Origin of the sequence: Phaeobacter sp. BS52, assembly GCF_045040595.1 — a bacterium.
In the GTDB taxonomy this organism is placed as follows: domain Bacteria; phylum Pseudomonadota; class Alphaproteobacteria; order Rhodobacterales; family Rhodobacteraceae; genus Phaeobacter; species Phaeobacter piscinae.
This window is the reverse complement of record NZ_CP090662.1, coordinates 1,646,532-1,667,035: the sequence shown is the minus strand read 5'-3', so window position 1 is coordinate 1,667,035 and position 20,504 is coordinate 1,646,532. Positions and strand designations below refer to the sequence as shown.

Genomic DNA, 20,504 nt, shown 5'->3' with positions numbered 1-20,504 from the left:
TGCGTCAGAGCAGCATGCGGTCGGCGAGAATGGTCGCAAACAACCCCAGAATAGCAAAAACCATGGCGTATGCAGCGCCATATTGCAGCTTATCCGCCAAGCTGCCGCCGCGTTTTTGGGCCGTGCGGACCCCCAGAAGTGCGCCAAGAAGCAATGCGCCGATTACGATCATGCCGATGTCCGTCTGTTAAGAATGTTCATGTCTCAGGTGGGGCCGTGCCGGTCCGGGTCAAGCCGTGACGCCGCTGGCGCTGCGCCAGCCGCAGATCAGTGCGGCGGCGCAAGGGCCGCAATCTCGGTCATCGCGCTGCGCACCGCCCAATCCGGGCCGAACCCGTAGCGTGCCCATCCCTGGCTGTCCAGTCTCACCGCATAGGCCGCGTCAGTTTGGCCCTGCAACAGCAGCGCCTCAGCCTCCAGCAGCATCAGACTGGAGAGCAGCACCGCGTTCTCCCCCCGCGCCGCCACCGGCAGGGCAGGCCGGATGCGGGCCAGTGCCATGGCGCCATCGCCGCGAATGATATCAAAGGCAGCCATGCGGCTCGCGATCTGGGCGCGCAGCAGCGGGCTGTCGTAACGTCCTTGCAGATGGATCAGCGCGGTCTCGAAATGCTGCTGCGCCAGTTCCGGATCACCCCGTTGCAGAATGCGCCCCAGCACATAGTGGTTGAAGGCCCGCCGGTGATCCTGCCAGCCCAGATCACGGGCAATCGCCGCCCCGCGATGCGCCGCCCGCAGCCGAACGGCACGGCTGCTGCCCGGTGTCAGCGCCGCCTCGGTCGCGTCGATCCAGTCGCGCGAGGTGGCGGGCAGTGGTTGGGCCGCCCGACCAGCCCCACCGGGATTCAGTCGCGCCAGAATGGTCGGCAGACGGGCGGCAACCTCAGCCCGTGTCATGCCGCTGCGCAGTTCGGGCGCATAGCCCACCCGCAGGATCAACATGTCAAATCCGGTCAGCACCGTATGCACATTGTCGTCATTGAACACCGAATCCGACAGCCGGTAGAGATCGTTGAGCGGCCCGATGGCCTGTGCCAGCTCCTCGTGCAGGCAGTCGCGGGTTTCCTGCGGGCTCACATCATTGGGCACAAAAATCGCCAGCCTCTGACGCGCGCGCAGATTGGCCCAATTGGTCCGGGGTTTGCGCTTGGAGCGGCGGTATTCCGCCAGCGAACTGACATTGGGCACCACGAAACAGGCCGCGCGGGGCGAGGCGCGGCGGATGGCTTTGCGCGGCACAGCCTCAATGGTGATATTGGCAGCAGGGCCCACAGCCTCTCCGCCCAGCAGCCGCAGATCCAGCCCGGCCTCGCGCTGCAACCGCTGCATGAGCGCCGCCAGATCCCGGTTCAGGCTTTTGGTGGGCTGACCGATAAGGCGCAGCGTGATCGGGTGTTCAAACCGGGTAAAGACGGGCAGGGCGGTGCCGCTTTCCAGCTGAAAATGCAGATCGAGGAAATCCCGCGCAATATCGCTGTTGGCCCGCTGCGGCGCCACCGGATGTGCGCGGGCAAAGCTCTTGGCCGGGGCCAGCGGCGCCAGTGCCGCAGCGGTGCGGCTCGGGGGCGCATATCGTGTCTCAGCCCCGCATGCAGCCAGTGCCGCCACCATCGCCAGCGCCGCAAACCCGCGCCAGCACCGTAGGGGGGAGGGCCGCCCTGCAAGAGGACCGGCAGAAGGACCAGCGGGCAACAGACGGGGCCGGAATGTGAACAAGCGATCTCTCCTGCGACAGGACAGCCCCAGCTTGTGCCAAGACAGGGTTAAAAATCAATGTTATGGCTGGCCATAGCGCAGCAGAGCCGCAAAGAGAAGGGCACCCCGGCAACACCTCTCCTGCCGTGAGGCGAGGCAGGACCATCCGCCCCGGGTCAGGGGCAAACGCAGAGACAGGTTGAAAAGGCTACGCCAATGGCGTATATACGCAAAGAGACACAGAAATGCCTGCGGGTGGATTACCGCATCACCCCGGTCGCGATCGAGGACGCCATCCACGCCTATCTGGACGAGGACGAGCTGGCCCGGCTGATCGCCACCCTGGTGCGCGACCCCACCATCGGGCGCAAGACGGATGAAGATTACCACCATGTCGCCGGGGATCTGACGCTGCGCTACCGCATCCATCAGGCCAGTCCTGATCTGATGATGGTCTATGTGCTCAGAATACACCGCCGACAGCGGGATCCGCGCCTGTCGGGATTGATGGCGCAGGGCGCGCGGGCGGTGGGCAATCTGGCGCTGGATGTGGTGAAATCCCGCATCAAGGCGCTGCTGAAGGAGGCTAATTGATATGGCAGAGCATAAGGCAAACCATCAGGCCAGAGGCACCGGCCGTATCCGCCAGCAAAGCGAGGCGGACCGTGATGCCATGGCGCTGCAGCAGATGCAGGACGATATCTCCGGTAAAACGCCCTTGGAGACCATGGCCAGCCGCGAGGTGCCGATGGTGGACGTTGTACGCCTGCGCAAAACCCTCGGCATGTCCCAGGAACGGTTTTGCAGCCACTTCGGCTTTCGCCTCGGCTCGGTGCGCAACTGGGAGCAGGGCCGCCGCCTGCCGGAACGCCCGGCCCGCATTCTGCTGCGCATGATTGAGGATGATCCAGAGCGCGTCGAACGCTTCCTGCGCGAGGCTTACTGATCAACCACGAAGACGAGGGGGGCATCTCCCTAACGGCACCGCGCCCTAAACGCGCGTCCTTTGCGCCAAGGTCCAATGGTGATGGTGCGGGACTTTGCGGACATTCAGCGAACGTCCGCAAAGCAGTTCTGCATGGAGTTATGCCGCCGCTTCTATCTGGATTTCGCCATTATGTAGGAAACATCGCTTGTCGAAAAGTGACAGATCGACAGGATTTGGCAGTCGTACATCCTCTATACTTGGCATGTCACTGGACGATAGTTCAAAAGCGCGGTCGATCTGCGAGATCAGAACCACAACCGCCCCACGTTCGATGGCAAATTTCTTGAGCGCCCTGACTTGTTCTTCAAGCGGAGGATTGCTTCTCTTTTGATCCAAAAGCTGCAGGTAATCGACAACGACGAATGCATCGTCCGGCGCATTGCTGAGGCGGTCAACAATATGCGCAGCGCAGATATCGTCCGAGGTATCAACGATGATTGGACCGTCATGCTCTTTTCGATCGAAACCAAGTTTTTCAAACCGATCCCAGATATCCGTTTCATTGTAGTCCAATGAAAAAACATAGCCGGTGCGATTGTTCTTCTCTGCCAATGCAGTCAGTTCCAATCCAAGAAGGGTCTTACCGTGGCCGGGTCGCGCACCAATCAACACAATATCTCCTGGCTTGAGCTGGTTTATGATTTCCTTGGCCGGTGTCGCTTTGGAGGAGCTGGACGCCAAGTGGCTCCAGCTCCTGAAGCCCTCATTGATGGCAATCTGGTTGAGTGCCTTGTGGAGCCTGATGTCATTGTCGCGTGCCATCAGTTTGGCCTGACGCTTAAGTGTGTAGATTGGTGATGATAGTCTCATCTTAAACCTCCGGTAACGAGCGGTTTCCGCAATCCCTCCTTATGCGCGTGCTCGAACAGGATCGGTTCGAAATGGTATCGCTCCGCATGTCAAATGCTGCCCCAGTGGAGGGAGGAGGCCCGAGCAAGGCCACGACCAAATTTTACCCTGATCGCTCGACATACACAATTGGATTTCGGTCATTCGCAGCACGCTGACGAACGCTCACGTTGGGCTCAACGCGGATCATCTCTACGGTGTCCACTAAGGTACCTCATCCGAGCCTCTGCGGATGTCTCGACTGCCCAGTCCCTGCGCAAGCCTGCCGTGTCTGGTCGCCACGCCACAGTCGCGCGCCAACAAAAAGGCCCACACAGGTGCAGGCCTTTTTATCTCTCACGTCGTCGCGGAGGTCAGCGACGGCCCCGCGCCATGAAGGCGAGCCGCTCGAACAGATGCACATCCTGCTCGTTCTTCAACAATGCACCGTGCAGTTTCGGCAGCGCATCCGCGCCGTCGCGTTTCAGATCTTCCGCTGTCAGATCCTCGGCCAAGAGCAGCTTCAGCCAATCCAGAACCTCTGACGTCGACGGTTTTTTCTTCAGCCCAGCCGTGTCACGGATCTCGTAGAACTGCGTCAACGCCGTGGTCAGCAGGCTGTCCTTGATGCCGGGGTGATGGACCTCGACGATCTTGCGCATGGTCTCGGCATCGGGAAACTGGATGTAATGAAAGAAGCACCGGCGCAGAAACGCGTCCGGCAGTTCCTTTTCATTGTTGGAGGTGATGATCATGATCGGACGCTGACGCGCCCGGATCGTCTCGCCGGTCTCGTAGACATGGAACTCCATCTTATCGAGCTCCTGCAACAGGTCATTGGGGAACTCGATATCGGCCTTGTCGATCTCATCAATCAGCAGCACCACCTTCTCGTCCGCCTCGAAGGCCTCCCAGAGCTTGCCGCGCTTGATGTAGTTCTTGACGTCATGCACCCGCTCATCGCCCAGCTGGCTGTCGCGCAACCGGCTGACCGCATCATATTCATAAAGCCCCTGCTGGGCGCGGGTGGTGGATTTCACATTCCACTCAATCATCCGCAGCCCCAGCGCATCGGCCACCTGCCGCGCCAGCTCGGTCTTGCCGGTGCCCGGCTCCCCCTTCACCAGCAGCGGCCGCTCCAGCGTAACCGCGGCGTTGACCGCGATTTTCAGATCCTCGGTCGCGACGTAATCCTTAGTGCCCTGAAACTGCATCTCTTTCCTGCCTCGTTGCCTCTGTGCAACCCCTGGGGGCGCTCTTATGCAGGTTTTAACCCTTTGTGCGTACTATTGTGTAGTGACAATCGCTGACGCAGGGGATAAACGCTGCGGCATGCGGGGGGAGCCGCTGAGTTTGTAAACAATACCGAGGAAGACCGGCAGTATGGGGCAAACCAAAGGTAGTGAAATGAAGCAAGAGGTGTTTCTGCCGGATGATTATCGTCCGGCTGATGATGAACCCTTCATGAATGACCGGCAGCAGGAATATTTCCGTCGCAAGCTGCATGAATGGAAACAGGAACTCCTGGCCGAAAGCCGCGACACGATTGAGGGGTTGCAGGACAACACCCGCAATATTCCCGATGTTGCCGACCGCGCCAGTGAAGAAACCGATCGCGCGCTGGAGCTGCGCACCCGGGACCGCCAGCGCAAGCTGGTAGCCAAGATCGACTCGGCCATTCGCCGCATCGACGAAGGGGAATACGGCTACTGCGAAGTCACCGGTGAGCCCATTTCGCTCAAGCGTCTGGACGCCCGGCCCATCGCCACGATGAGCCTTGAGGCACAGGAACGCCACGAGCGCCGGGAAAAAGTCCACCGCGACGACTGACTTTCTTGCATTTGTAAAAAAAATCATAACGCCGGGGCCTGTTGCTCCGGCGTTTTTCGTTTATCTGGGGGTATCGCGCGGCCAGAACGGACCGGCCTGTGTGCAGATAGCGGGACAAGATGAGACTGACAGACCGAAAAATCACCATCATCGGTGCGGGCATTGGCGGGCTGGCGGCAGCGCTTGCCTTCAGCCGACAGGGCGCAAAGGTCACGGTTCTCGAACAGGCAGACGCCATCACCGAGGTTGGCGCAGGTCTGCAAATCAGCCCCAACGGCGTTGCGGTTCTGCGGGCGCTGGGGCTGGCGGATGATCTCGCCTGGAGCGCGCCGCGCGCCCGCGCCGTGGTCCTGCGCAGCCACCGGCAGGGCCGCGAGGTGCTGCGGCTTGATCTCGACCAATATGCGCCGGGACAGAATTTCTACTTCGCCCACCGCGCCGATCTGATCAACCTCCTGGCCGATGCCGCGCGCAAGGCCGGGGTCAAGGTGCGCCTGCTGCAAAAGGTCGACCGCATCACCAGCGGTGCCCGCCCGGTGGTGCATCTGGCCAATGGCGCACAGTGTGGCGGGGATCTGGTGATTGGCGCCGACGGGCTGCATTCCAAGGCGCGGGCCGCGTTGAATGGCGTCGCGACGCCCCGCTTCACCGGGCAGGTGGCCTGGCGCGCGACAGTCGCCAATCTGCACAATCACCCGGCGGAGGCACAGGTTTTCATGGGGCCGGGTCGCCATCTGGTGACCTATCCGCTGCGGGACAGCAGCCTGATGAACATCGTCGCGGTCCAGGAACGCAAGACCTGGGCGGAGGAAGGCTGGCATCACCGTGATGACCCGGAGGCGCTGCGCAGTGCCTTCACCGGATTTGGTGGCGCCGCCGCCGATCTGCTGGCGCAGGTCGATCAGGTGGCCCTCTGGGGGCTGTTTCGCCATCCGGTTGCCGAGGTCTGGCATCAGGGCAACCTCGCGATCATGGGCGATGCTGCGCATCCCACCCTGCCGTTCATGGCGCAGGGCGCAAATCTCGCGCTTGAGGATGCCTGGGTGCTGGTCGATGCCCTGCGCACCGCCACCAGTGACGAAGAAGGGCTTGCCACCTATCAGAGTCGCCGCCGCAACCGCGCCGCCAAAGTGGTGGCTGCCGCCACCGGCAATGCCTGGAAATACCACCTGCGCCAGCCGCTCGCATGGCCCGCGCATCAGATCCTGCGCCTCGGCGGGCGGCTCGCGCCCCAGCGCATGGTGCAGCAATTCGACTGGATCTACGGCCACGACGTCACCGGCGGCACCCCCGCCCCAACAGGCAACGACCCCGGCGCAGGTGGTCCCATCACGACGCTGGCCTGAGAGGGTGAGCCGAGCCATAAAATCATTGACCGGGGCCCTTGTTGTCTGTCTCGGTATCACCAGTTCAGCGGTTTCGGCCCAAAACCGAAATCCGGTCAACATATTCTTCGGATTTGATTTTGTTTTGCTCCCTCTGGCGATCAAATGGGCCTGCGGGGGGCAAAGAGACGACGACCTATCTCAAATTGACACTCTTATTGCTGCTTTTCCTGAAGACGCAGAGCGCGCGGGGATCGCGCCTATGGTCACTGATCTATCGACGATATCGGCTAGGCGTGAAAAGCCTGCCCCGGCTCCTCGGTGGTGAGGTGACGGAACAGCAAGCCAAGCAGCTGTGCGTCGCGGCCCTGCCGCTGAATATTGATGGGGTGACGCCAGAGCAATTTCTCAGCGGCGACCAGACCGGCATGTCCAATGAGCAGCAGGCCGCGTGGGCAAATTTCTTCGACGTTATTGAACGTTTTCAATAATATAGAGGATGTTCACGCGCGACAGCATAGCTGGCTGGACAAGACCCACCCGCGCAGCGCGCCGTCGGTGCGGATAGGTCCTCAGCGCCTCACAGATCCAGATCGACCCAGACCGGCACATGATCTGATGGCTTGTCACGGCCGCGCACATCCTTATCGATCTGGCAGTCACGCAGCAGGTCGGCGGCCTGCGGGCTCAACAGGAAATGGTCGATGCGGATGCCATTGTTGCGGTTCCAGGCGCCAGCCTGATAATCCCAGAACGAATAATGCCCCGGTCCCTGGTGGCGCGCGCGGAATGCCTCGGTAAAGCCAAGCGCCATGATCCGCTGAAACGCGGCCCGGCTTTCAGGGCGGTGCAGCGCGTCGTCTTTCCAGGCCTCCGGCGTCTTGGCGTCTTCAGCCTGCGGGATGATATTATAATCCCCGGCCATCAGGGCGGGCATTTCCTCGGCCAGCAGATCCTTTGCCCGCTGCCGCAGCCGCTCCATCCAGGCCAGTTTATAGGCGTATTTGCCGCCTTCGACCGGCTGGCCCTCCGCGTCCAGCTCTACCGGGTTGCCATTGGGCAGGTACAGCCCGCAGATGCGGATTGCCTGTTTGCCCACCACCGTCGCCTCGATCCAGCGCGCCTGTTCGTCGCTGTCATCACCGGGCAGGCCGCGCCGCACATCCTCCAGCGGCAGTTTCGACAGGATCGCCACCCCGTTAAAGCTCTTCTGACCGTGGGTTTCGACATTATAGCCGCGATCCTCAAACAGCTCGCGCGGGAAGGCCTCATCGACGGATTTGATCTCCTGCAGCACCACCACATCGGGCTGCGCCTCATCCAGCCAGTCCGGCAGCGCGTTGATACGGGCCTTGATACCATTGATGTTGAAGGTGGCGATTTTCATATCCGGTCTCCTGCCTCTGTGGCCCGGGGTGGGGCGCCTGATCTATCGCCCAATCCGGGCGAGGGGGCAAGGGCGCGGCGGGACGCCCATGCCGAATCATCGCCATCGAAAATGCGACATATCGCAAAACTGCGCGACACCCGGTTTGCAGCGCTGCAAGAGGAGAGGCCGCCGATCCCCCCGCGTTTTGTGTGGCTGGGGCTGTGGACAGCTCTGTGGTTAACCTGTGCAGAAGCGGCTTATTTTCTTTCTGGTCAGGCATCTGCCGCGCAAAGCTCATCGGTTGTGTCATCATAAAAACAACCCAAGGGCGTGCTTTCATGTTGTCGAGCAGGCATTCCGTGTCAATCGTCGACGGGTGTTTTTCACCTAGAACGGGAGACGATCCATGACCACTGCTACACAGCGCCGCCAGACCGTGGCACCGCAATTGACCGCGCCAGAAACCGACCTTCACAGCGGCCAGGGGGCGGAGCTGTTTTCCTCCGGCTCGCTCAATCACGACAGTCGCGGCGACATGGTGGAAGGCGCCGGAACCTCGCTGTTTTCCTCTGGCTCAGCGCCCCGCGCCGACCAGGCCACTGTCAGCGGTGCCGCAACCGGCTTGTTCTCGTCCGGCAGCTGACCTTCGGCCATCCGACCTTCCAGATTTGCGCCCTACCACCGGGGCGCAAATCCCGCATTGGTGCAAAATCCATGACTGTCATCCTGCCTTTCACACATCCCGGAGCGGGCGGCGGCAAAATCCGTCGCGCCGACATCGGCACGCTGCCCAGCCATCAGCCCCCGACTGGACCGGGGCTCTCTGCGGCTGGTGCAGCTGCGCCGTGGGTCGAAAGCTTTGCGCGCCACCGGCGGTCGCCTCAGGATGTCTATTGGCTGAAGGAGAACGCAGAGCTGCTGAGCCTGCTTCGGGTGATGCAGCAGTGGGTTGGGAGAGGCGCAGGCGCAGGCGATTTCGGGGATGAGGCAGCCCTGTCCCCCCTGCGCCCGTTTTACGACCGCGCCGCCCGGCAGTTGCAGTTTTTCCCGCAATACTACCGGTTTATCCTGTCGATCTGTCTCGATTACGAGGACCTGATCGGGACCGGTCGCTTGGGGCCCAACACCCGCGCGGCGGAACTGGCCCATTGGGTGGCCCATCAGGGGTTGGTCGAGGCGGAAATGTCAGACCTGCAACGGGCCGAGGCGCGACAGCTATTGGCGCGCCGCGGCATCGCGGTGCCAGTGGATCCGGGGCTTGATGACAGGTTGCGGCGCTTCGCCCGCCGCAGCCAGACCTTCGCCATCCCCAATCGCAAGGCTGCTTATGAGCTGACCCATATCGTATTCTACCTCTCCGACTATGGTCGCCGCGATCCGGGGCTGGACGACGCGGTGCAGTGCAGCCTGACCTATGCGGGGCTTCTGGCCTGCCTGGATCAGGATCTGGATCTCCTGTCTGAAATCTGCATCGCGCTGCGCTATTGCGGTGTCACGCCGCCATCCCTGTGGGAGCAGGCCCTGACGCGCGCCTTGGAGGGCTTTGTTATCACGCCAGACGGGTTTGAAGGGCATATGGATGGCTATCACGCCTACTTCGTCACCCTATGGTGGCAGCAGATATGCGCACCGGCGGAGCAGCCGTTGGGGGTGGATATCGGCGGCTTGCGCGCCGGCGCATTCCATATCGCGATGCCTGAAACCACCAGCCTGCTGCGTCCGCTGTCGGCTTGGCTGCTGGATGTCGGGGAGCACTCGCAGATGCCCGCGCCGCAGCTCTGGCGCAGCGCGGTGAATGAGATGACGGCCCAACACGGGCCGCAGGCGGGTCAACAGCTGTGTGACCTGCAGCAAAGCAGCCCGATGTTTGAGGGCTTCTGGCGCATCTTCAGCAGGCGCGGTAAAGCCCTACATAAGACCCGTCGCATCAATTCTGATGGCATTAGCTTGACGGATCAGACCCGGTAGAGGTCGTGCCCTTCAGGACGGCGTGGCAACACCCGCAATCAGTCGCGTCTCCAGGGCGTCCCCGTGCAGCACCGAAATATCTCCGGTGGTTTCCAGTACCACCGCGCGCACCTGCGATAGCGACAGCACATTTGCCTCGCGAAGCTTGGCCAGCAGATCATCCTCAGAGACCCGTGTCGCCGCAAGTGCGCTTTGCAGAATATCTCCGTCACGCATCAGCATGACCGGCGTGTTCTGCACAACGGCTTTGAATTTTTCCGAGGATTGTCGCAGCCGGGCCACGACGTATTGCACACAGAGCAACGTCCCGATGGACAGCGCGGACTGCCCAAAGGAGGACCATGACGTTGCTTGGCTCGCCCCGGCAAGAAGAGAACCGATGGCCACTGTCACAACAAAATCAAACGCAGTCATTTTTGAGAAGGCACGCAGCCCGACCAGCCGTACGACCACAATCACCCATACGATTCCGATGGAGGACAGGAGTGCCGATCTTAACAGAAAATCACTCAGAATATCTTCGACAAACACTGCGCACCTCGCCAGATAGGGGTCAATCGGGAGCGGCGCGCCCGGCGCTTCCGTGAAACGGCGAAGCCGTATTGACGAAGGGGGAATAGTATCCGTGGGCGCCCGCTCACCAAAAGAACGCGCGCATCTCTGAGAAAGTTCCCAATTGACGGACAGTTAGATGGTTGCATTAGCGGTTGCACACCGCCGCCTCTGCCGCCCGGTTCATTACATTGAGAACGACGTACCACAGCCGCAGCTGGAGGTGGCGTTCGGGTTGTTGATCACAAACCGCGCGCCGATCAGCTCTTCGGTGAAATCAATCACCGCGTTTTCCAGAAATGGCAGCGAGACCTCATCGACCACCACTTTCTGCCCCTGACCCTCAAGGATCAGATCATCCGCCTGCGGGGCATCCAGGGCAATTTCATACTGAAAGCCGGAACAGCCGCCGCCTTCCACTGCCACACGCAGCGCCTGACCCTGATCGGCGGCGCCAATTTCGGCCAGCCGGGCAAAGGCGCGCTCAGTCACTTTCGGGGGCAATTGCATCTCTGGTCTCCCAATGAGGTGATCACTGCCGTGTTGCAGCAGAGACAATAATATAGAAAGGTGACGCGACAGGGACAAGATTGACCGGGGAAAAGATTAGTGACCTACGCGCCTTACGCGACCATGCCGGACCGCAGCCGTGGTCGTCAGGTCCCCGAGGAAGAAAGCAGCTTCCGCTCGCCTTATCAGCGGGACCGCGACCGGATCATCCACGCCAGCGCCTTTCGCAGGCTGAAGCATAAGACACAGGTCTTTGTCGAACATGAGGGCGACAATTATCGCACCCGGCTCACCCATTCGATTGAGGTGGGGCAGGTGGCCCGCACCATCGCCGAGCGCGCTTGGCCTCAACCAGGAACTGACCGAGGCGGTGGCGCTGGCCCATGATCTGGGGCACACGCCCTTTGGCCACACCGGTGAGGATGCGCTGCATGCGCTGATGGCGCCCTACGGCGGCTTTGATCACAACGCGCAAGCGATCCGTATCGTCACCTCGCTGGAACGGCATTATGCTGACTTCGACGGGCTGAACCTCACCTGGGAGACGCTGGAGGCGATCGCCAAACACAATGGCCCGTTGGTGGGCGATCTGCCTTGGGCGCTGGCCGAGTGCAACGCGGCGGTGGATCTGGAGCTGCACACCCATGCGAGTGCGGAGGCGCAGGTGGCGGCATTGGCGGATGACATCGCCTATAACAACCACGATCTGCACGACGGGCTGCGCGCGGGATTGTTCACCGATGCCGATATCATGGACCTGCCGGTGATCGGGGCCGCCTATCATGCGGTGGACAGCCGCTATCCCGGTCTGGATGCGCGCCGCCGCCGACATGAGGCGCTGCGCCGCGTCTTTGGCGTGATGGTCAGTGATGTGATCGACGGCGCCCGACGTCGCCTTGCCGCCAGTGGTGCCCGCAGCGTCGAGGATGTGCGCTCCCTCGGGGCACCTGTGGTGGTGTTCTCCGATGCGCTTTGGGCCGATCTGAAGGATATCCGCGCCTTCCTCTTTACCCGCATGTATCGGGCCCCCAGTGTGATGCGCAAACGCGCCGAGGTCTCCAAGGTGGTCGAGGCGCTGTTCCCGCATTTCCTTAACCACCCTGAGGAGATGCCCGCCCGCTGGCAGGGCGATATCGCCGCCGCCGCAGGGGAAACCGCGCTGGCCCGCATTGTGTCGGATTACATCGCAGGGATGACAGACCGCTTTGCGCTGCAGGAACATCGTCGCCTGTTCCCGGCTGAGGCCGCCGCTGCGGAGGTCGACCTGCGCGCGGGGGAATAGGCGCGGGCTGAGCTGCGACTGGCGGTATCGCTGATGCCAACTGGCTCTATCGTCGGGCGGGCGCGATGCGGTTTGATAGGCAAGAGACAGCTGCAAACCGCAAGAGGGCGCCATGATCCCCACGGGCACCACAACCAGTGGCCTGACACATTGGACCGTCACCTTTCAGGACGCGCCGGAAATGGCGCGGATCCGCGCGGACCGGCTGCGCCGGGATGCCCATATCGCCTTTGTGCGCGCCCACCCGGAATTGCAGATCGGCGGTGCGCTGGCGATGCGGCCCGAGCAGGATTTTCCCGGCGCCATCTGGAACGTAGAGGCTAAAACGCGCGGTGATGTGGAACGTCTGATCCTGCGCGATCCCTATTATGTCGCCTCGCTGCGCCGCTATCAGATCACCCGCTGGGGCCGCCTGCCGGTGCGCGACGCGCCGGTGGCCTGATCCGCAGGATTGCGGGGCGGTACTGACCTAGGCGACAGCGGGCGCGCCTCCACCGGTCGCGCCCAATTTTCTGACCGAGAAAATGGACCAGAAAACTCAAATTTTCCGCCCGGCGGCCCGCGCAGGCGGATAGGTGTCCTGCAATCCTGTTGACCCTGCCGCTGGCCCTCGGTATCCGCAACGTTGAACAGATGGGACGCCAGACATGAACCTCTTTACCGATATCCGCTCGCTCGTGCTTGACTGCCTCAATGTAATGGTGGCTGAGGGCACCCTGCCCGAAGGGCTCGATTTTGCCAATGTCGCGGTAGAGCCGCCGCGCGATGCGGCGCATGGGGATATGGCAACCAATGCGGCGATGGTGCTGGCCAAACCCGCCAAGATGAAGCCGCGCGATATCGCCGATGCGCTGGCAGGGAAGCTGGCCGCGGACGCGCGCGTCACCGCCGCCGAGGTGGCAGGCCCCGGTTTCCTCAACCTGCGTCTGGATCGCAGCAGCTGGCAATCGGTGCTGGCGGCCGTCCTGGCGGAGGATATCAAATTCGGTCGCTCCGACCTCGGCGCGGGCAAGCGGGTCAATGTGGAATATGTCTCCGCCAACCCCACCGGCCCCCTGCACGTCGGCCACACCCGTGGTGCGGTGTTTGGCGATGCGCTGGCCAGCCTGCTGGATTTTGTCGGCTATGACGTCACCCGCGAATACTACATCAACGATGGCGGCGGTCAGGTCGATGTGCTGGCACGCTCTGTCTACCTGCGCTACCTCGAGGCCCACGGCCAAGAGGTCGCCTTTGTCGATGGCACATACCCCGGCGACTATCTCGTCCCGGTTGGTCAGGCGCTGAAGGACAAGGTTGGCGATGCCTATGTGGACCGGCCCGAAGATGTCTGGCTGGAGGAGATCCGCAATTTCGCCACCGATGCGATGATGGATCTGATCCGCGCCGATCTGGCCTCGCTTGGCATCCAGATGGACAAGTTCTTCTCGGAGAAATCCCTCTACGGCACTGGCCTGATCGAATCCGCGCTCAAAAGCCTGGACGACAAGGGCCTGATCTATGAGGGCGTGCTGGAGCCGCCGAAGGGCAAGAAGCCCGACGATTGGGAACCACGCGAACAGACCCTGTTCAAATCCACCGAACATGGTGATGACGTCGACCGCCCGGTGAAGAAATCCGATGGCGCCTGGACCTATTTCGCACCGGATATCGCCTATCACTATGACAAGGTCGAACGCGGCTTTGATATGCTGATCGACATCTTCGGCGCCGACCACGGCGGCTATGTGAAGCGGATGAAAGCAGCCGTCTCAGCCCTGTCTGATGGCAAGGTGCCCTTGGATATCAAGCTCTGCCAGCTGGTGAAGCTGTTCAAGGACGGTCAGGAATTCAAGATGTCCAAACGGGCAGGGACCTTTGTCACCCTGCGCGATGTGGTGGATGCGGTGGGGCCGGATGTGACCCGCTTCATGCTGCTCACCCGCAAGAACGATCAGGGCTTTGATTTCGACCTTGATAAGGCGCTGGAACAGTCCAAGGACAACCCGGTCTTTTATGTGCAATACGCCAATGCGCGGATCTGCTCGACCCTGCGCAAGGCGGCGGAGGCGGGGATCGCCACCGACGACGCCACGCTGGCCGCTGCGGATCTGTCGCTGTTGCAGGATGACGCCCAGTTGGCTGTCGCCAAGAAGCTGGCGGAATGGCCGCGTCTGGTGGAAATCGCCGCCCGCACCAATGAGCCGCATCGCGTGGCCTTCTACCTCTACGATCTCGCGTCTGAGCTGCACGGGCTCTACCATCTCGGCAAAACCAACGAAGGTTTACGTTTTGTTAACGAGAGCAACCCATCTGCAACACATGCGAAAATGGCGCTGGCCAAGGCCGTTTCCATTGTCATTTCCGCCGGTCTTGGTATTCTTGGGGTCACACCGGCGCAGGAGATGCGATAGCTAAAATCGCCCAGGCCGCCGGATCGAGGCAGATCATCAAGTAGAAACCCGGGGCGGTGCATCGCGCACCGTATGCGGGCAGTGAGGCGGAAATGGCGTATTTTACGCAGGCAGGTCACGGCCAGTCGTATTCCAATGGAGGGGACCGTTCTTCGGACCCCGCCACAGAAACGCAAGGAATCCGGCAGGAGCCGTCTTTCGCCGATGCGCATCTGCGCGATCCCGTTGCCCAATCGCCCTATCCGCAGCCGGAACACCCCTTCGGCCATGATCCGCAGACACCCGCTCCGCGCCCACAGGCCGCCGCAGGGTATGGCCAGCAGCCGCAAGCGGGTGGGTATTTTGCACAACATCAGCCGCAGGCGCCCGCGCAGGGCTATAGCCCCTATCAGCAGGCAGCCCCCGCCTATGGCGACCCGGCAGAGGACGCCTATAGCGGTCCGGGTACCGATCAGGGGCACCGCTATGACGACTATGGATTTACCCCCGAACCCGCTCGGCACAGGCCGCGCCGGACTGGCGAAGGCGTTTAGCGCCCTTGGCGCCGTGGCCTCGCTGGCGCTGGTCGCTGGCATCGGTCTCTGGGGCTACCAGCTGATTTCACGCGACGTAAGCGGCGTGCCCGTGGTGCGCGCCGTCGAAGGCCCGTTGCGGGTTCAGCCAGATAATCCCGGTGGCCTGCCCGCCGATCATCAGGGCCTTGCGGTCAACGCGGTTGCCGCCAACGGCAATGTCGAAAGCCCCGCCGACCGTCTGACCTTGGCCCCCGAAGACGTGGCGCTGACCGATGATGATCAGCCGATGCAGGCGGCCCTGACAACAGACACCTCTGGCGCCGGACGGGATCGCGCGCCTGTGGCTGACACCTCCGATCTTTCGACTGAGGCGGTGGCCGCCTATCAGGGCGGCGACATCGACGCGCTGGTGGCAGAGCTGACCGACGGCGTCACCCCACTGGGACAGGATGCGCTGAACGGGGCTGAGCAGCTTTCCGCTGCCGCTGCCGCGCCAAACGCCGCCCCGGCAATTGTGCAGCCGGAACCCCTGCAACCCGTGAGCATCGCCGCCGTGGCCCCGGCACCGAACGCGGCCCTGCGCAACGCCCCCGGTGTGCGCGTCTCACTGCGGCCCGCAGCGCGCCCGGCGCGGTTCTCTCCCACCCGTGCGGTTGCGGCCACCCCGGCGGCACGCACCACCCAGGACGTCTCGCCTGACAGCCTGCCCGCAGGCACCCGGCTGGCCCAGCTTGGCGCATACGAAAGCGCAGAGGTGGCCCGCGCCGAATGGGACCGCATCCACGGTCGTTTTGCGGACTATCTGGAAGGCAAGAAACGCGTGATCCAGAAGGCCGAAAGCGGTGGTCGCACTTTCTACCGCCTGCGGGCGATGGGTTTTGCCGATCTCTCCGATGCGCGTCGGTTCTGCTCCGCGCTGGTGGCGGGCAACGCCGACTGTATTCCCGTGACCACCCGCTAGGGTATCCCCGCCAGGACTTGGGGTCACCCCCGACACCTCAGCGCCCGGCCCAGCCGGGCGTTTGTCGTTTACCATCCGGCAAACTGCTGCCAGTTTGCCCCATCCGACCATGGCGCCGCCCGCGACACTGGTGTATCAGCGCCCCAGCACAAAGAGGATCGCAATGCGTTACGGAGCCACCATATTAGATGCCGAAGGCCTGCGTCTCAGCGCGGCGGAAAAGGCGCTGTTTCAGCGGGTCAATCCGTTTGGCTTCATCCTGTTTGCCCGCAATATCGACACTGCCGAACAGACCCGCGCGCTTTGTAATGACCTGCGCGAGGCGGTGGGCCGTGATTGCCTGATCACCATCGACCAAGAGGGCGGCCGGGTGCAGCGCCTGCGCCCGCCACTGGCGCGGCAATGGCAGCCCGCACTGGATCACGCGCAGGCGGCAGGGGCGGGCGCAGACCGTGCCATGTATCTGCGCGCGCGGCTGATCGCGGAGGAATTGCGCGATCTTGGCATCGACAGCAACTGCGCGCCGCTGGCGGATGTGGTGGGCGAGGGGACGCATCCGTTCCTCAAAAACCGCTGCTATGGCAGCGACCTCGCCACCGTGGTCAACCGCGCCCGCGCGACCGCTGACGGCCTGCTGGACGGCGGTGTGGTGCCGGTGGTGAAACACATCCCCGGCCATGGCCGCGCCAGCATGGACAGCCACCATGATCTCCCCCGGATCACCGCGTCTCTCGCCGATCTGGCGCGGGAGGATTTCGCCGCTTTTGCCGCGCTGAACGATCTGCCGATGGGGATGACAGCCCATCTGGTTTATGAGGCCCTCGACAGCCAACCCGCCACATTGTCCCCCCGCGTGATGCAGATGATCCGTTCGGACATCGGCTTTGACGGTCTTATTATGAGCGACGATATCTCGATGAAGGCGCTGAACGGCGCCCCCGCAGATATCGCCCGAGATACCATCGCGGCTAAGCTGCGATGTGGTCCTGTTCTGCAACGCCCCGCTGGATGAGCGCGCCGCCGTGGCCGAGGCCGCAGGCGAGATGACCGACGCCGCACAGGCGCGTGCCGCGCGCGCCGAAGCCGCCCGCCGCGCGCCCGCCGCGCTTGACATACCCACGGCCGAGGCCGAACTATCAGCCCTCATGGGCGGACAGGTATATGGCTGACACTCTGTTTGACGACGACGCGCTCAGCGTCGAGGACCGGCTCGCGGCCGAAGCATTGATCGTGGACGTTGACGGCTACGAGGGGCCGCTTGACGTGCTCCTGTCGCTCTCGCGCACGCAAAAGGTCGATCTGCGCCGCATTTCGGTGCTGGAACTGGCCCGCCAGTATCTCAGCTTTGTGGAAAAGGCCCATGAGCTGCGCATTGAACTGGCTGCCGATTATCTGGTGATGGCCGCTTGGCTCGCCTATCTGAAATCCCGGCTGCTGCTGCCGCCCGACCCGAGCGAAGAAGGCCCCTCCGGTGAGGAACTGGCCGCGCATCTGGCGTTTCAGCTGGAGCGTTTGCAGGCGATGCGCGACAGCGCCGCACGGCTGATGGCCCGCGACCAACTGGGCCGCAACTTCTTTGCCCGTGGCCAGAGCGAGGATGTCACTCGCATCCGCACCGTCAGCTACTCGGCGAACCTCCTGGATCTGATGCAGGCCTACGCCCGCATCCGTACGCGGGATGATTTCCGCCCCTTCGTGCTGGACCGTGAGGCGATCTTTACCATGGAGGCGGCGCTGGAACGGATGCGCCACCTGATAGGCTACACCGGCAGTTGGACCGATATGCTCACCTATCTGCCCGAAGGCTGGCACTCCGACCCGATGAAACGCCGCTCCGCCACGGCCTCCACCTTTGCCGCCTCGCTGCAACTGGTGAAAGAAGGCCATCTTGAGCTGCGCCAGAGCGAGACCTATGCGCCCATTCAGCTGCGCATTCGTGACAAGGATACCTGATGGACGACCACAGCCAGAACGCCGTTGCGGAGGAAACCCAAACCCTGTTTGAGGCGCCGCCGATGGCCGAACAGGAACGCATGGTGGAGGCGGTGCTGTTTGCCAGCGCCGAACCGGTGACCGTGCGCGATCTTGAGGCGCGGATGCCGCACGGCTGCGAGCCGGGCACCGCGATGGAGCACCTGCGCAAACGCTACGAGGGGCGCGGCGTCAACATTGTGCGCGTCGGCGATGCCTGGGCGCTGCGCACCGCCTCTGATCTCGGCTTTCTGATGCAGAAGGAAACGGTGGAAACCCGCAAACTCTCGCGCGCCGCCATCGAAACCCTTGCCATCATTGCCTATCACCAGCCGGTCACCCGCGCCGAAATCGAGGAGGTGCGCGGCGTCTCTGTGTCGCGCGGCACCATTGATCAGCTGTTGGAAATGGACTGGATCCGCCTTGGTCGCCGCAAGATGACGCCGGGCCGTCCGGTGACCTTTGTTGTGACGCCGGTATTCCTTGATCACTTCGGGTTGGAAAGTGCGCGCGATCTGCCCGGCCTCAAGGAGCTGCGCGCCGCAGGCCTGTTGGAAAACCGCCCGCCACCGGGCAGCCTGCCCCTGGGCGGGCGCGGCGACAGCGACGAGGTGGAGGAACAGCCGGAACTCTTTGGCGATTGATTGCCCACCGGGACAGACGCCCTAAATCCGCCGCATAGAGGGGCCACACTAACACGGCCGGGCTGGTGGCCCGGCGATCCCGATTGGTGCGAAGGAGACAGGCAAATGAACATTGAACGCGTGATCAATATGATCCTGCGCCGCCTTGTGGGCCGCGCGGTGAACGCAGGCGTTAATGCCGGGATCAAGGCTGTCTCAAAACGTGGCAAAGCGCAGGGCGCAGACAAGGGCAATCGCCCGGTCCACCAGGATGAGGCAGCAGCCCAGAAGGCGCGTCTGATGCGTCGCAACACCCGACCGCCCCGGTTCTAGGGAGAATCAGACGTTCTCTGGTGAACTGAAATGCTTTGACAGCTTCAGCCCCTGACCCTGATAGTTCGACGCAATATCAACACCGTAAAGCTGCTCGGGCACTTCGGACATCCGCTCATAGACCAGCCGCCCGACAACCTGCCCATGCTCCAGCACAAAGGGCGCATCATGGCAGCGCACCTCCAGAACACCGCGCGACCCAGCACCGCCAGCGGCGGCATAGCCGAATCCGGGATCGAAGAACCCGGCGTAATGCACCCGGAATTCGCCCACCATCGCCAGATAGGGCGCCATCTCGGCAGCATACTCCGGCGGAATGGCAATCGCCTCGCGGCTCACCAGAATGTAAAACGCACCGGGATCCAGAATGATCTGCCCCTTGGTGGTGCGCACCTCCTCCCAATACTCTGCCGGGTCGTAGTGACCCAGTTTCGACAGATCGACCACGCCGGTGTGATGTTTGGCACGGTAGCCCACCAGATCACCGCTTTCGGGTCGCAGATCGACGGAGAAGCCGAGACCATCTGAAATCACCGGATCACCAGACACAATCGGCGTCGCCTCATGCACGGCGCGCAGGTCGGCGTCACTCAGGAACGTCCGCCCCTGACGAAAGATGATCTGCGTCAGCAATTGCCCCGGCTGCACCACAACAGAAAAGCTCTGCGGGCAGATTTCCGCATAAAGCGGCCCGTCATAGCCATCGGGCACCCGGTCGAACTCCACACCCTGATCGGTGATCACCCGCGTCATCACATCCAGCCGCCCGATGGAGGATTTGGCACTGGCCGCCGCCGTCATCCCTTCCGGCAGGCGAATGCGCTCCATCAGAGGCACCACATAGACGCAGCCTTTTTCCAGCACCGCACCGCCGGTCAGCGCCACCCGGTGCATGGTCAGATCCTCCAGCCGCTCCGCAACCGTGCGCCCAAGACCGGGCAGGAACGAGGCACGCACCCGGTAGGCGCAGTCGCTCAGCCGCAGATCAAGGCTCGCAGGCTGGATCTGATCATTCAGGATCGGAGAGGAGGCGGCAATCGCGCCCTCGGTGATCATCTGCCGGATTTGCCGGTCCGACAGCACACCCTGTGTCAGGCTGCTGCGCGTCTGTCCCTCAGATGTCATCCCATTCTCCCAACGCTTTATTATCAACACCTTGCACGAAAGGCAGATACAAAAACACCCACCCCAGAAAGGGGCGGGCGTTTTTTAGCCCCTTGCGAGGCGGGGTATTTTGGTCGGGCTAGCAGGACTCGAACCTGCGACCTTCCGTCCCCCAGACGGACGCGCTACCAGGCTGCGCTATAGCCCGTTGCGCTGGTTTCTACCCTTTTTTCCGGCAGGGGCAAGCGAAAAGATCA

At 62.5% G+C, this 20,504-nt stretch carries 22 protein-coding genes, 1 tRNA gene and 2 pseudogenes; 16 read left to right on the top strand and 9 right to left on the bottom strand.

Going from position 1 to position 20,504, the window contains the following annotated elements; translation table 11 throughout:
* Positions 1-4: 4 nt before the first annotated feature.
* Entirely contained in the window at positions 5-172 is a 168-nt protein-coding gene (locus L0Z65_RS08120; protein WP_040177966.1) for a hypothetical protein, read from the bottom strand.
* A gap of 95 nt (positions 173-267) precedes the next feature.
* Positions 268-1,611 carry a DUF2927 domain-containing protein gene (locus L0Z65_RS08115; protein WP_405112499.1) on the bottom strand — a complete coding sequence of 448 codons (1,344 nt, stop codon included), beginning with the start codon at positions 1,609-1,611 and terminating at the stop codon, positions 268-270.
* A 300-nt stretch (positions 1,612-1,911) separates the two neighbouring features.
* On the opposite strand from L0Z65_RS08115, the gene L0Z65_RS08110 reads away from it, so the two are divergent.
* Together L0Z65_RS08110 and L0Z65_RS08105 are read left to right on the top strand one after the other, a co-directional pair.
* Complete coding sequence (locus L0Z65_RS08110) at positions 1,912-2,289, top strand: hypothetical protein (RefSeq protein WP_096871012.1); 378 nt, start codon at positions 1,912-1,914, stop codon at positions 2,287-2,289.
* A 1-nt stretch (position 2,290) separates the two neighbouring features.
* Positions 2,291-2,641 carry a DNA-binding transcriptional regulator gene (locus L0Z65_RS08105; RefSeq protein WP_036767018.1) on the top strand — a complete coding sequence of 117 codons (351 nt, stop codon included), beginning with the start codon at positions 2,291-2,293 and terminating at the stop codon, positions 2,639-2,641.
* A 138-nt stretch (positions 2,642-2,779) separates the two neighbouring features.
* On the opposite strand, the gene L0Z65_RS08100 is transcribed toward L0Z65_RS08105, so the two are convergent.
* Positions 2,780-3,493 (bottom strand): DNA helicase, encoded by a 714-nt coding sequence (locus tag L0Z65_RS08100; RefSeq protein WP_096871014.1) that lies wholly within the window; start codon positions 3,491-3,493, stop codon positions 2,780-2,782.
* Between the two features lie 392 nt (positions 3,494-3,885).
* Positions 3,886-4,725, bottom strand: a complete 840-nt coding sequence (locus L0Z65_RS08095) for a MoxR family ATPase (protein WP_040172939.1) — start codon at positions 4,723-4,725, stop codon at positions 3,886-3,888.
* 193 nt (positions 4,726-4,918) lie between these two features.
* Here L0Z65_RS08095 and dksA point away from each other — a divergent pair, with 193 nt between their 5' ends.
* The 3 genes from dksA to L0Z65_RS08080 all read left to right on the top strand — a co-directional run bounded on the left by dksA (position 4,919) and on the right by L0Z65_RS08080 (position 7,157).
* Complete coding sequence (gene dksA / locus L0Z65_RS08090) at positions 4,919-5,341, top strand: RNA polymerase-binding protein DksA (RefSeq protein WP_040173297.1); 423 nt, start codon at positions 4,919-4,921, stop codon at positions 5,339-5,341.
* Between the two features lie 119 nt (positions 5,342-5,460).
* On the top strand, positions 5,461-6,687 hold the full coding sequence (locus L0Z65_RS08085) for an FAD-dependent monooxygenase (protein ID WP_405112238.1): 1,227 nt from the start codon (positions 5,461-5,463) through the stop codon (positions 6,685-6,687).
* 197 nt (positions 6,688-6,884) lie between these two features.
* Positions 6,885-7,157, top strand: coding sequence for a hypothetical protein (locus tag L0Z65_RS08080; RefSeq protein ID WP_405112235.1), 273 nt, complete (start codon positions 6,885-6,887; stop codon positions 7,155-7,157).
* Positions 7,158-7,246: 89 nt separating this feature from the next.
* On the opposite strand, the gene xth is transcribed toward L0Z65_RS08080, so the two are convergent.
* Entirely contained in the window at positions 7,247-8,053 is an 807-nt protein-coding gene (gene xth, locus L0Z65_RS08075) for an exodeoxyribonuclease III (RefSeq protein ID WP_040177970.1), read from the bottom strand.
* A gap of 388 nt (positions 8,054-8,441) precedes the next feature.
* Between xth and L0Z65_RS08070 the strand changes: the two genes are divergently transcribed.
* Positions 8,442-8,678, top strand: coding sequence for a hypothetical protein (locus L0Z65_RS08070; RefSeq protein WP_405112232.1), 237 nt, complete (start codon positions 8,442-8,444; stop codon positions 8,676-8,678).
* Between the two features lie 71 nt (positions 8,679-8,749).
* A complete protein-coding gene (locus L0Z65_RS08065) occupies positions 8,750-10,003 on the top strand; it encodes a DUF6902 family protein (protein WP_405112229.1) in 1,254 nt (417 codons plus the stop codon).
* 12 nt (positions 10,004-10,015) lie between these two features.
* On the opposite strand, the gene L0Z65_RS08060 is transcribed toward L0Z65_RS08065, so the two are convergent.
* Together L0Z65_RS08060 and L0Z65_RS08055 are read right to left on the bottom strand one after the other, a co-directional pair.
* The gene (locus L0Z65_RS08060) at positions 10,016-10,534 is read right to left on the bottom strand and encodes a DUF421 domain-containing protein (protein WP_096871020.1); all 519 of its coding nucleotides are present in this window, start codon (positions 10,532-10,534) and stop codon (positions 10,016-10,018) included.
* 207 nt (positions 10,535-10,741) lie between these two features.
* Positions 10,742-11,065, bottom strand: coding sequence for an iron-sulfur cluster assembly accessory protein (locus tag L0Z65_RS08055; protein ID WP_014874225.1), 324 nt, complete (start codon positions 11,063-11,065; stop codon positions 10,742-10,744).
* A gap of 123 nt (positions 11,066-11,188) precedes the next feature.
* Here L0Z65_RS08055 and L0Z65_RS08050 point away from each other — a divergent pair.
* From L0Z65_RS08050 to L0Z65_RS08010, 9 genes and pseudogenes are all read left to right on the top strand, one after another.
* Positions 11,189-12,347, top strand: a pseudogene (locus L0Z65_RS08050) (deoxyguanosinetriphosphate triphosphohydrolase).
* A 112-nt stretch (positions 12,348-12,459) separates the two neighbouring features.
* Complete coding sequence (locus L0Z65_RS08045; protein ID WP_040172957.1) at positions 12,460-12,789, top strand: hypothetical protein; 330 nt, start codon at positions 12,460-12,462, stop codon at positions 12,787-12,789.
* A gap of 205 nt (positions 12,790-12,994) precedes the next feature.
* On the top strand, positions 12,995-14,740 hold the full coding sequence (argS, locus tag L0Z65_RS08040) for an arginine--tRNA ligase (protein WP_405112224.1): 1,746 nt from the start codon (positions 12,995-12,997) through the stop codon (positions 14,738-14,740).
* Between the two features lie 92 nt (positions 14,741-14,832).
* Positions 14,833-15,273, top strand: coding sequence for a hypothetical protein (locus L0Z65_RS08035; RefSeq protein WP_405112221.1), 441 nt, complete (start codon positions 14,833-14,835; stop codon positions 15,271-15,273).
* A complete protein-coding gene (locus L0Z65_RS08030; RefSeq protein ID WP_405112218.1) occupies positions 15,206-16,216 on the top strand; it encodes an SPOR domain-containing protein in 1,011 nt (336 codons plus the stop codon). Before L0Z65_RS08035 ends, L0Z65_RS08030 begins: the two co-directional genes overlap by 68 nt.
* Positions 16,217-16,379: 163 nt before the next feature.
* Positions 16,380-17,385: pseudogene (gene nagZ, locus L0Z65_RS08025) on the top strand (beta-N-acetylhexosaminidase).
* Positions 17,378-18,169 carry a segregation and condensation protein A gene (locus tag L0Z65_RS08020; protein ID WP_405112215.1) on the top strand — a complete coding sequence of 264 codons (792 nt, stop codon included), beginning with the start codon at positions 17,378-17,380 and terminating at the stop codon, positions 18,167-18,169. Before nagZ ends, L0Z65_RS08020 begins: the two are co-directional and overlap by 8 nt.
* Entirely contained in the window at positions 18,169-18,831 is a 663-nt protein-coding gene (gene scpB, locus L0Z65_RS08015) for an SMC-Scp complex subunit ScpB (protein ID WP_405112212.1), read from the top strand. The genes L0Z65_RS08020 and scpB overlap by 1 nt, the downstream gene beginning before the upstream one ends.
* Positions 18,832-18,936: 105 nt before the next feature.
* Positions 18,937-19,143 carry a hypothetical protein gene (locus L0Z65_RS08010; RefSeq protein WP_096871026.1) on the top strand — a complete coding sequence of 69 codons (207 nt, stop codon included), beginning with the start codon at positions 18,937-18,939 and terminating at the stop codon, positions 19,141-19,143.
* Positions 19,144-19,149: 6 nt separating this feature from the next.
* On the opposite strand, the gene L0Z65_RS08005 is transcribed toward L0Z65_RS08010, so the two are convergent.
* Both L0Z65_RS08005 and L0Z65_RS08000 read right to left on the bottom strand, forming a co-directional pair.
* Positions 19,150-20,268 carry a 2'-deoxycytidine 5'-triphosphate deaminase gene (locus L0Z65_RS08005; RefSeq protein ID WP_096788945.1) on the bottom strand — a complete coding sequence of 373 codons (1,119 nt, stop codon included), beginning with the start codon at positions 20,266-20,268 and terminating at the stop codon, positions 19,150-19,152.
* Positions 20,269-20,378: 110 nt separating this feature from the next.
* Positions 20,379-20,455, bottom strand: a tRNA-Pro gene (locus L0Z65_RS08000).
* Between the last annotated feature and the right edge of the window lie 49 nt (positions 20,456-20,504).

Bases quoted from the DNA above. Each gene is read 5' to 3' on its own strand.
- L0Z65_RS08120 (WP_040177966.1), bottom strand. From the start codon at position 172: ATGATCGTAATCGGCGCATTGCTTCTTGGCGCACTTCTGGGGGTCCGC.
- L0Z65_RS08115 (WP_405112499.1), bottom strand. From the start codon at position 1,611: ATGGTGGCGGCACTGGCTGCATGCGGGGCTGAGACACGATATGCGCCC.
- L0Z65_RS08110 (WP_096871012.1), top strand. From the start codon at position 1,912: ATGGCGTATATACGCAAAGAGACACAGAAATGCCTGCGGGTGGATTAC.
- L0Z65_RS08105 (WP_036767018.1), top strand. From the start codon at position 2,291: ATGGCAGAGCATAAGGCAAACCATCAGGCCAGAGGCACCGGCCGTATC.
- L0Z65_RS08100 (WP_096871014.1), bottom strand. From the start codon at position 3,493: ATGAGACTATCATCACCAATCTACACACTTAAGCGTCAGGCCAAACTG.
- L0Z65_RS08095 (WP_040172939.1), bottom strand. From the start codon at position 4,725: ATGCAGTTTCAGGGCACTAAGGATTACGTCGCGACCGAGGATCTGAAA.
- dksA (WP_040173297.1), top strand. From the start codon at position 4,919: ATGAAGCAAGAGGTGTTTCTGCCGGATGATTATCGTCCGGCTGATGAT.
- L0Z65_RS08085 (WP_405112238.1), top strand. From the start codon at position 5,461: ATGAGACTGACAGACCGAAAAATCACCATCATCGGTGCGGGCATTGGC.
- xth (WP_040177970.1), bottom strand. From the start codon at position 8,053: ATGAAAATCGCCACCTTCAACATCAATGGTATCAAGGCCCGTATCAAC.
- L0Z65_RS08070 (WP_405112232.1), top strand. From the start codon at position 8,442: ATGACCACTGCTACACAGCGCCGCCAGACCGTGGCACCGCAATTGACC.
- L0Z65_RS08065 (WP_405112229.1), top strand. From the start codon at position 8,750: ATGACTGTCATCCTGCCTTTCACACATCCCGGAGCGGGCGGCGGCAAA.
- L0Z65_RS08055 (WP_014874225.1), bottom strand. From the start codon at position 11,065: ATGCAATTGCCCCCGAAAGTGACTGAGCGCGCCTTTGCCCGGCTGGCC.
- L0Z65_RS08045 (WP_040172957.1), top strand. From the start codon at position 12,460: ATGATCCCCACGGGCACCACAACCAGTGGCCTGACACATTGGACCGTC.
- argS (WP_405112224.1), top strand. From the start codon at position 12,995: ATGAACCTCTTTACCGATATCCGCTCGCTCGTGCTTGACTGCCTCAAT.
- L0Z65_RS08035 (WP_405112221.1), top strand. From the start codon at position 14,833: ATGGCGTATTTTACGCAGGCAGGTCACGGCCAGTCGTATTCCAATGGA.
- L0Z65_RS08030 (WP_405112218.1), top strand. From the start codon at position 15,206: ATGACGACTATGGATTTACCCCCGAACCCGCTCGGCACAGGCCGCGCC.
- L0Z65_RS08020 (WP_405112215.1), top strand. From the start codon at position 17,378: ATGGCTGACACTCTGTTTGACGACGACGCGCTCAGCGTCGAGGACCGG.
- scpB (WP_405112212.1), top strand. From the start codon at position 18,169: ATGGACGACCACAGCCAGAACGCCGTTGCGGAGGAAACCCAAACCCTG.
- L0Z65_RS08010 (WP_096871026.1), top strand. From the start codon at position 18,937: ATGAACATTGAACGCGTGATCAATATGATCCTGCGCCGCCTTGTGGGC.
- L0Z65_RS08005 (WP_096788945.1), bottom strand. From the start codon at position 20,268: ATGACATCTGAGGGACAGACGCGCAGCAGCCTGACACAGGGTGTGCTG.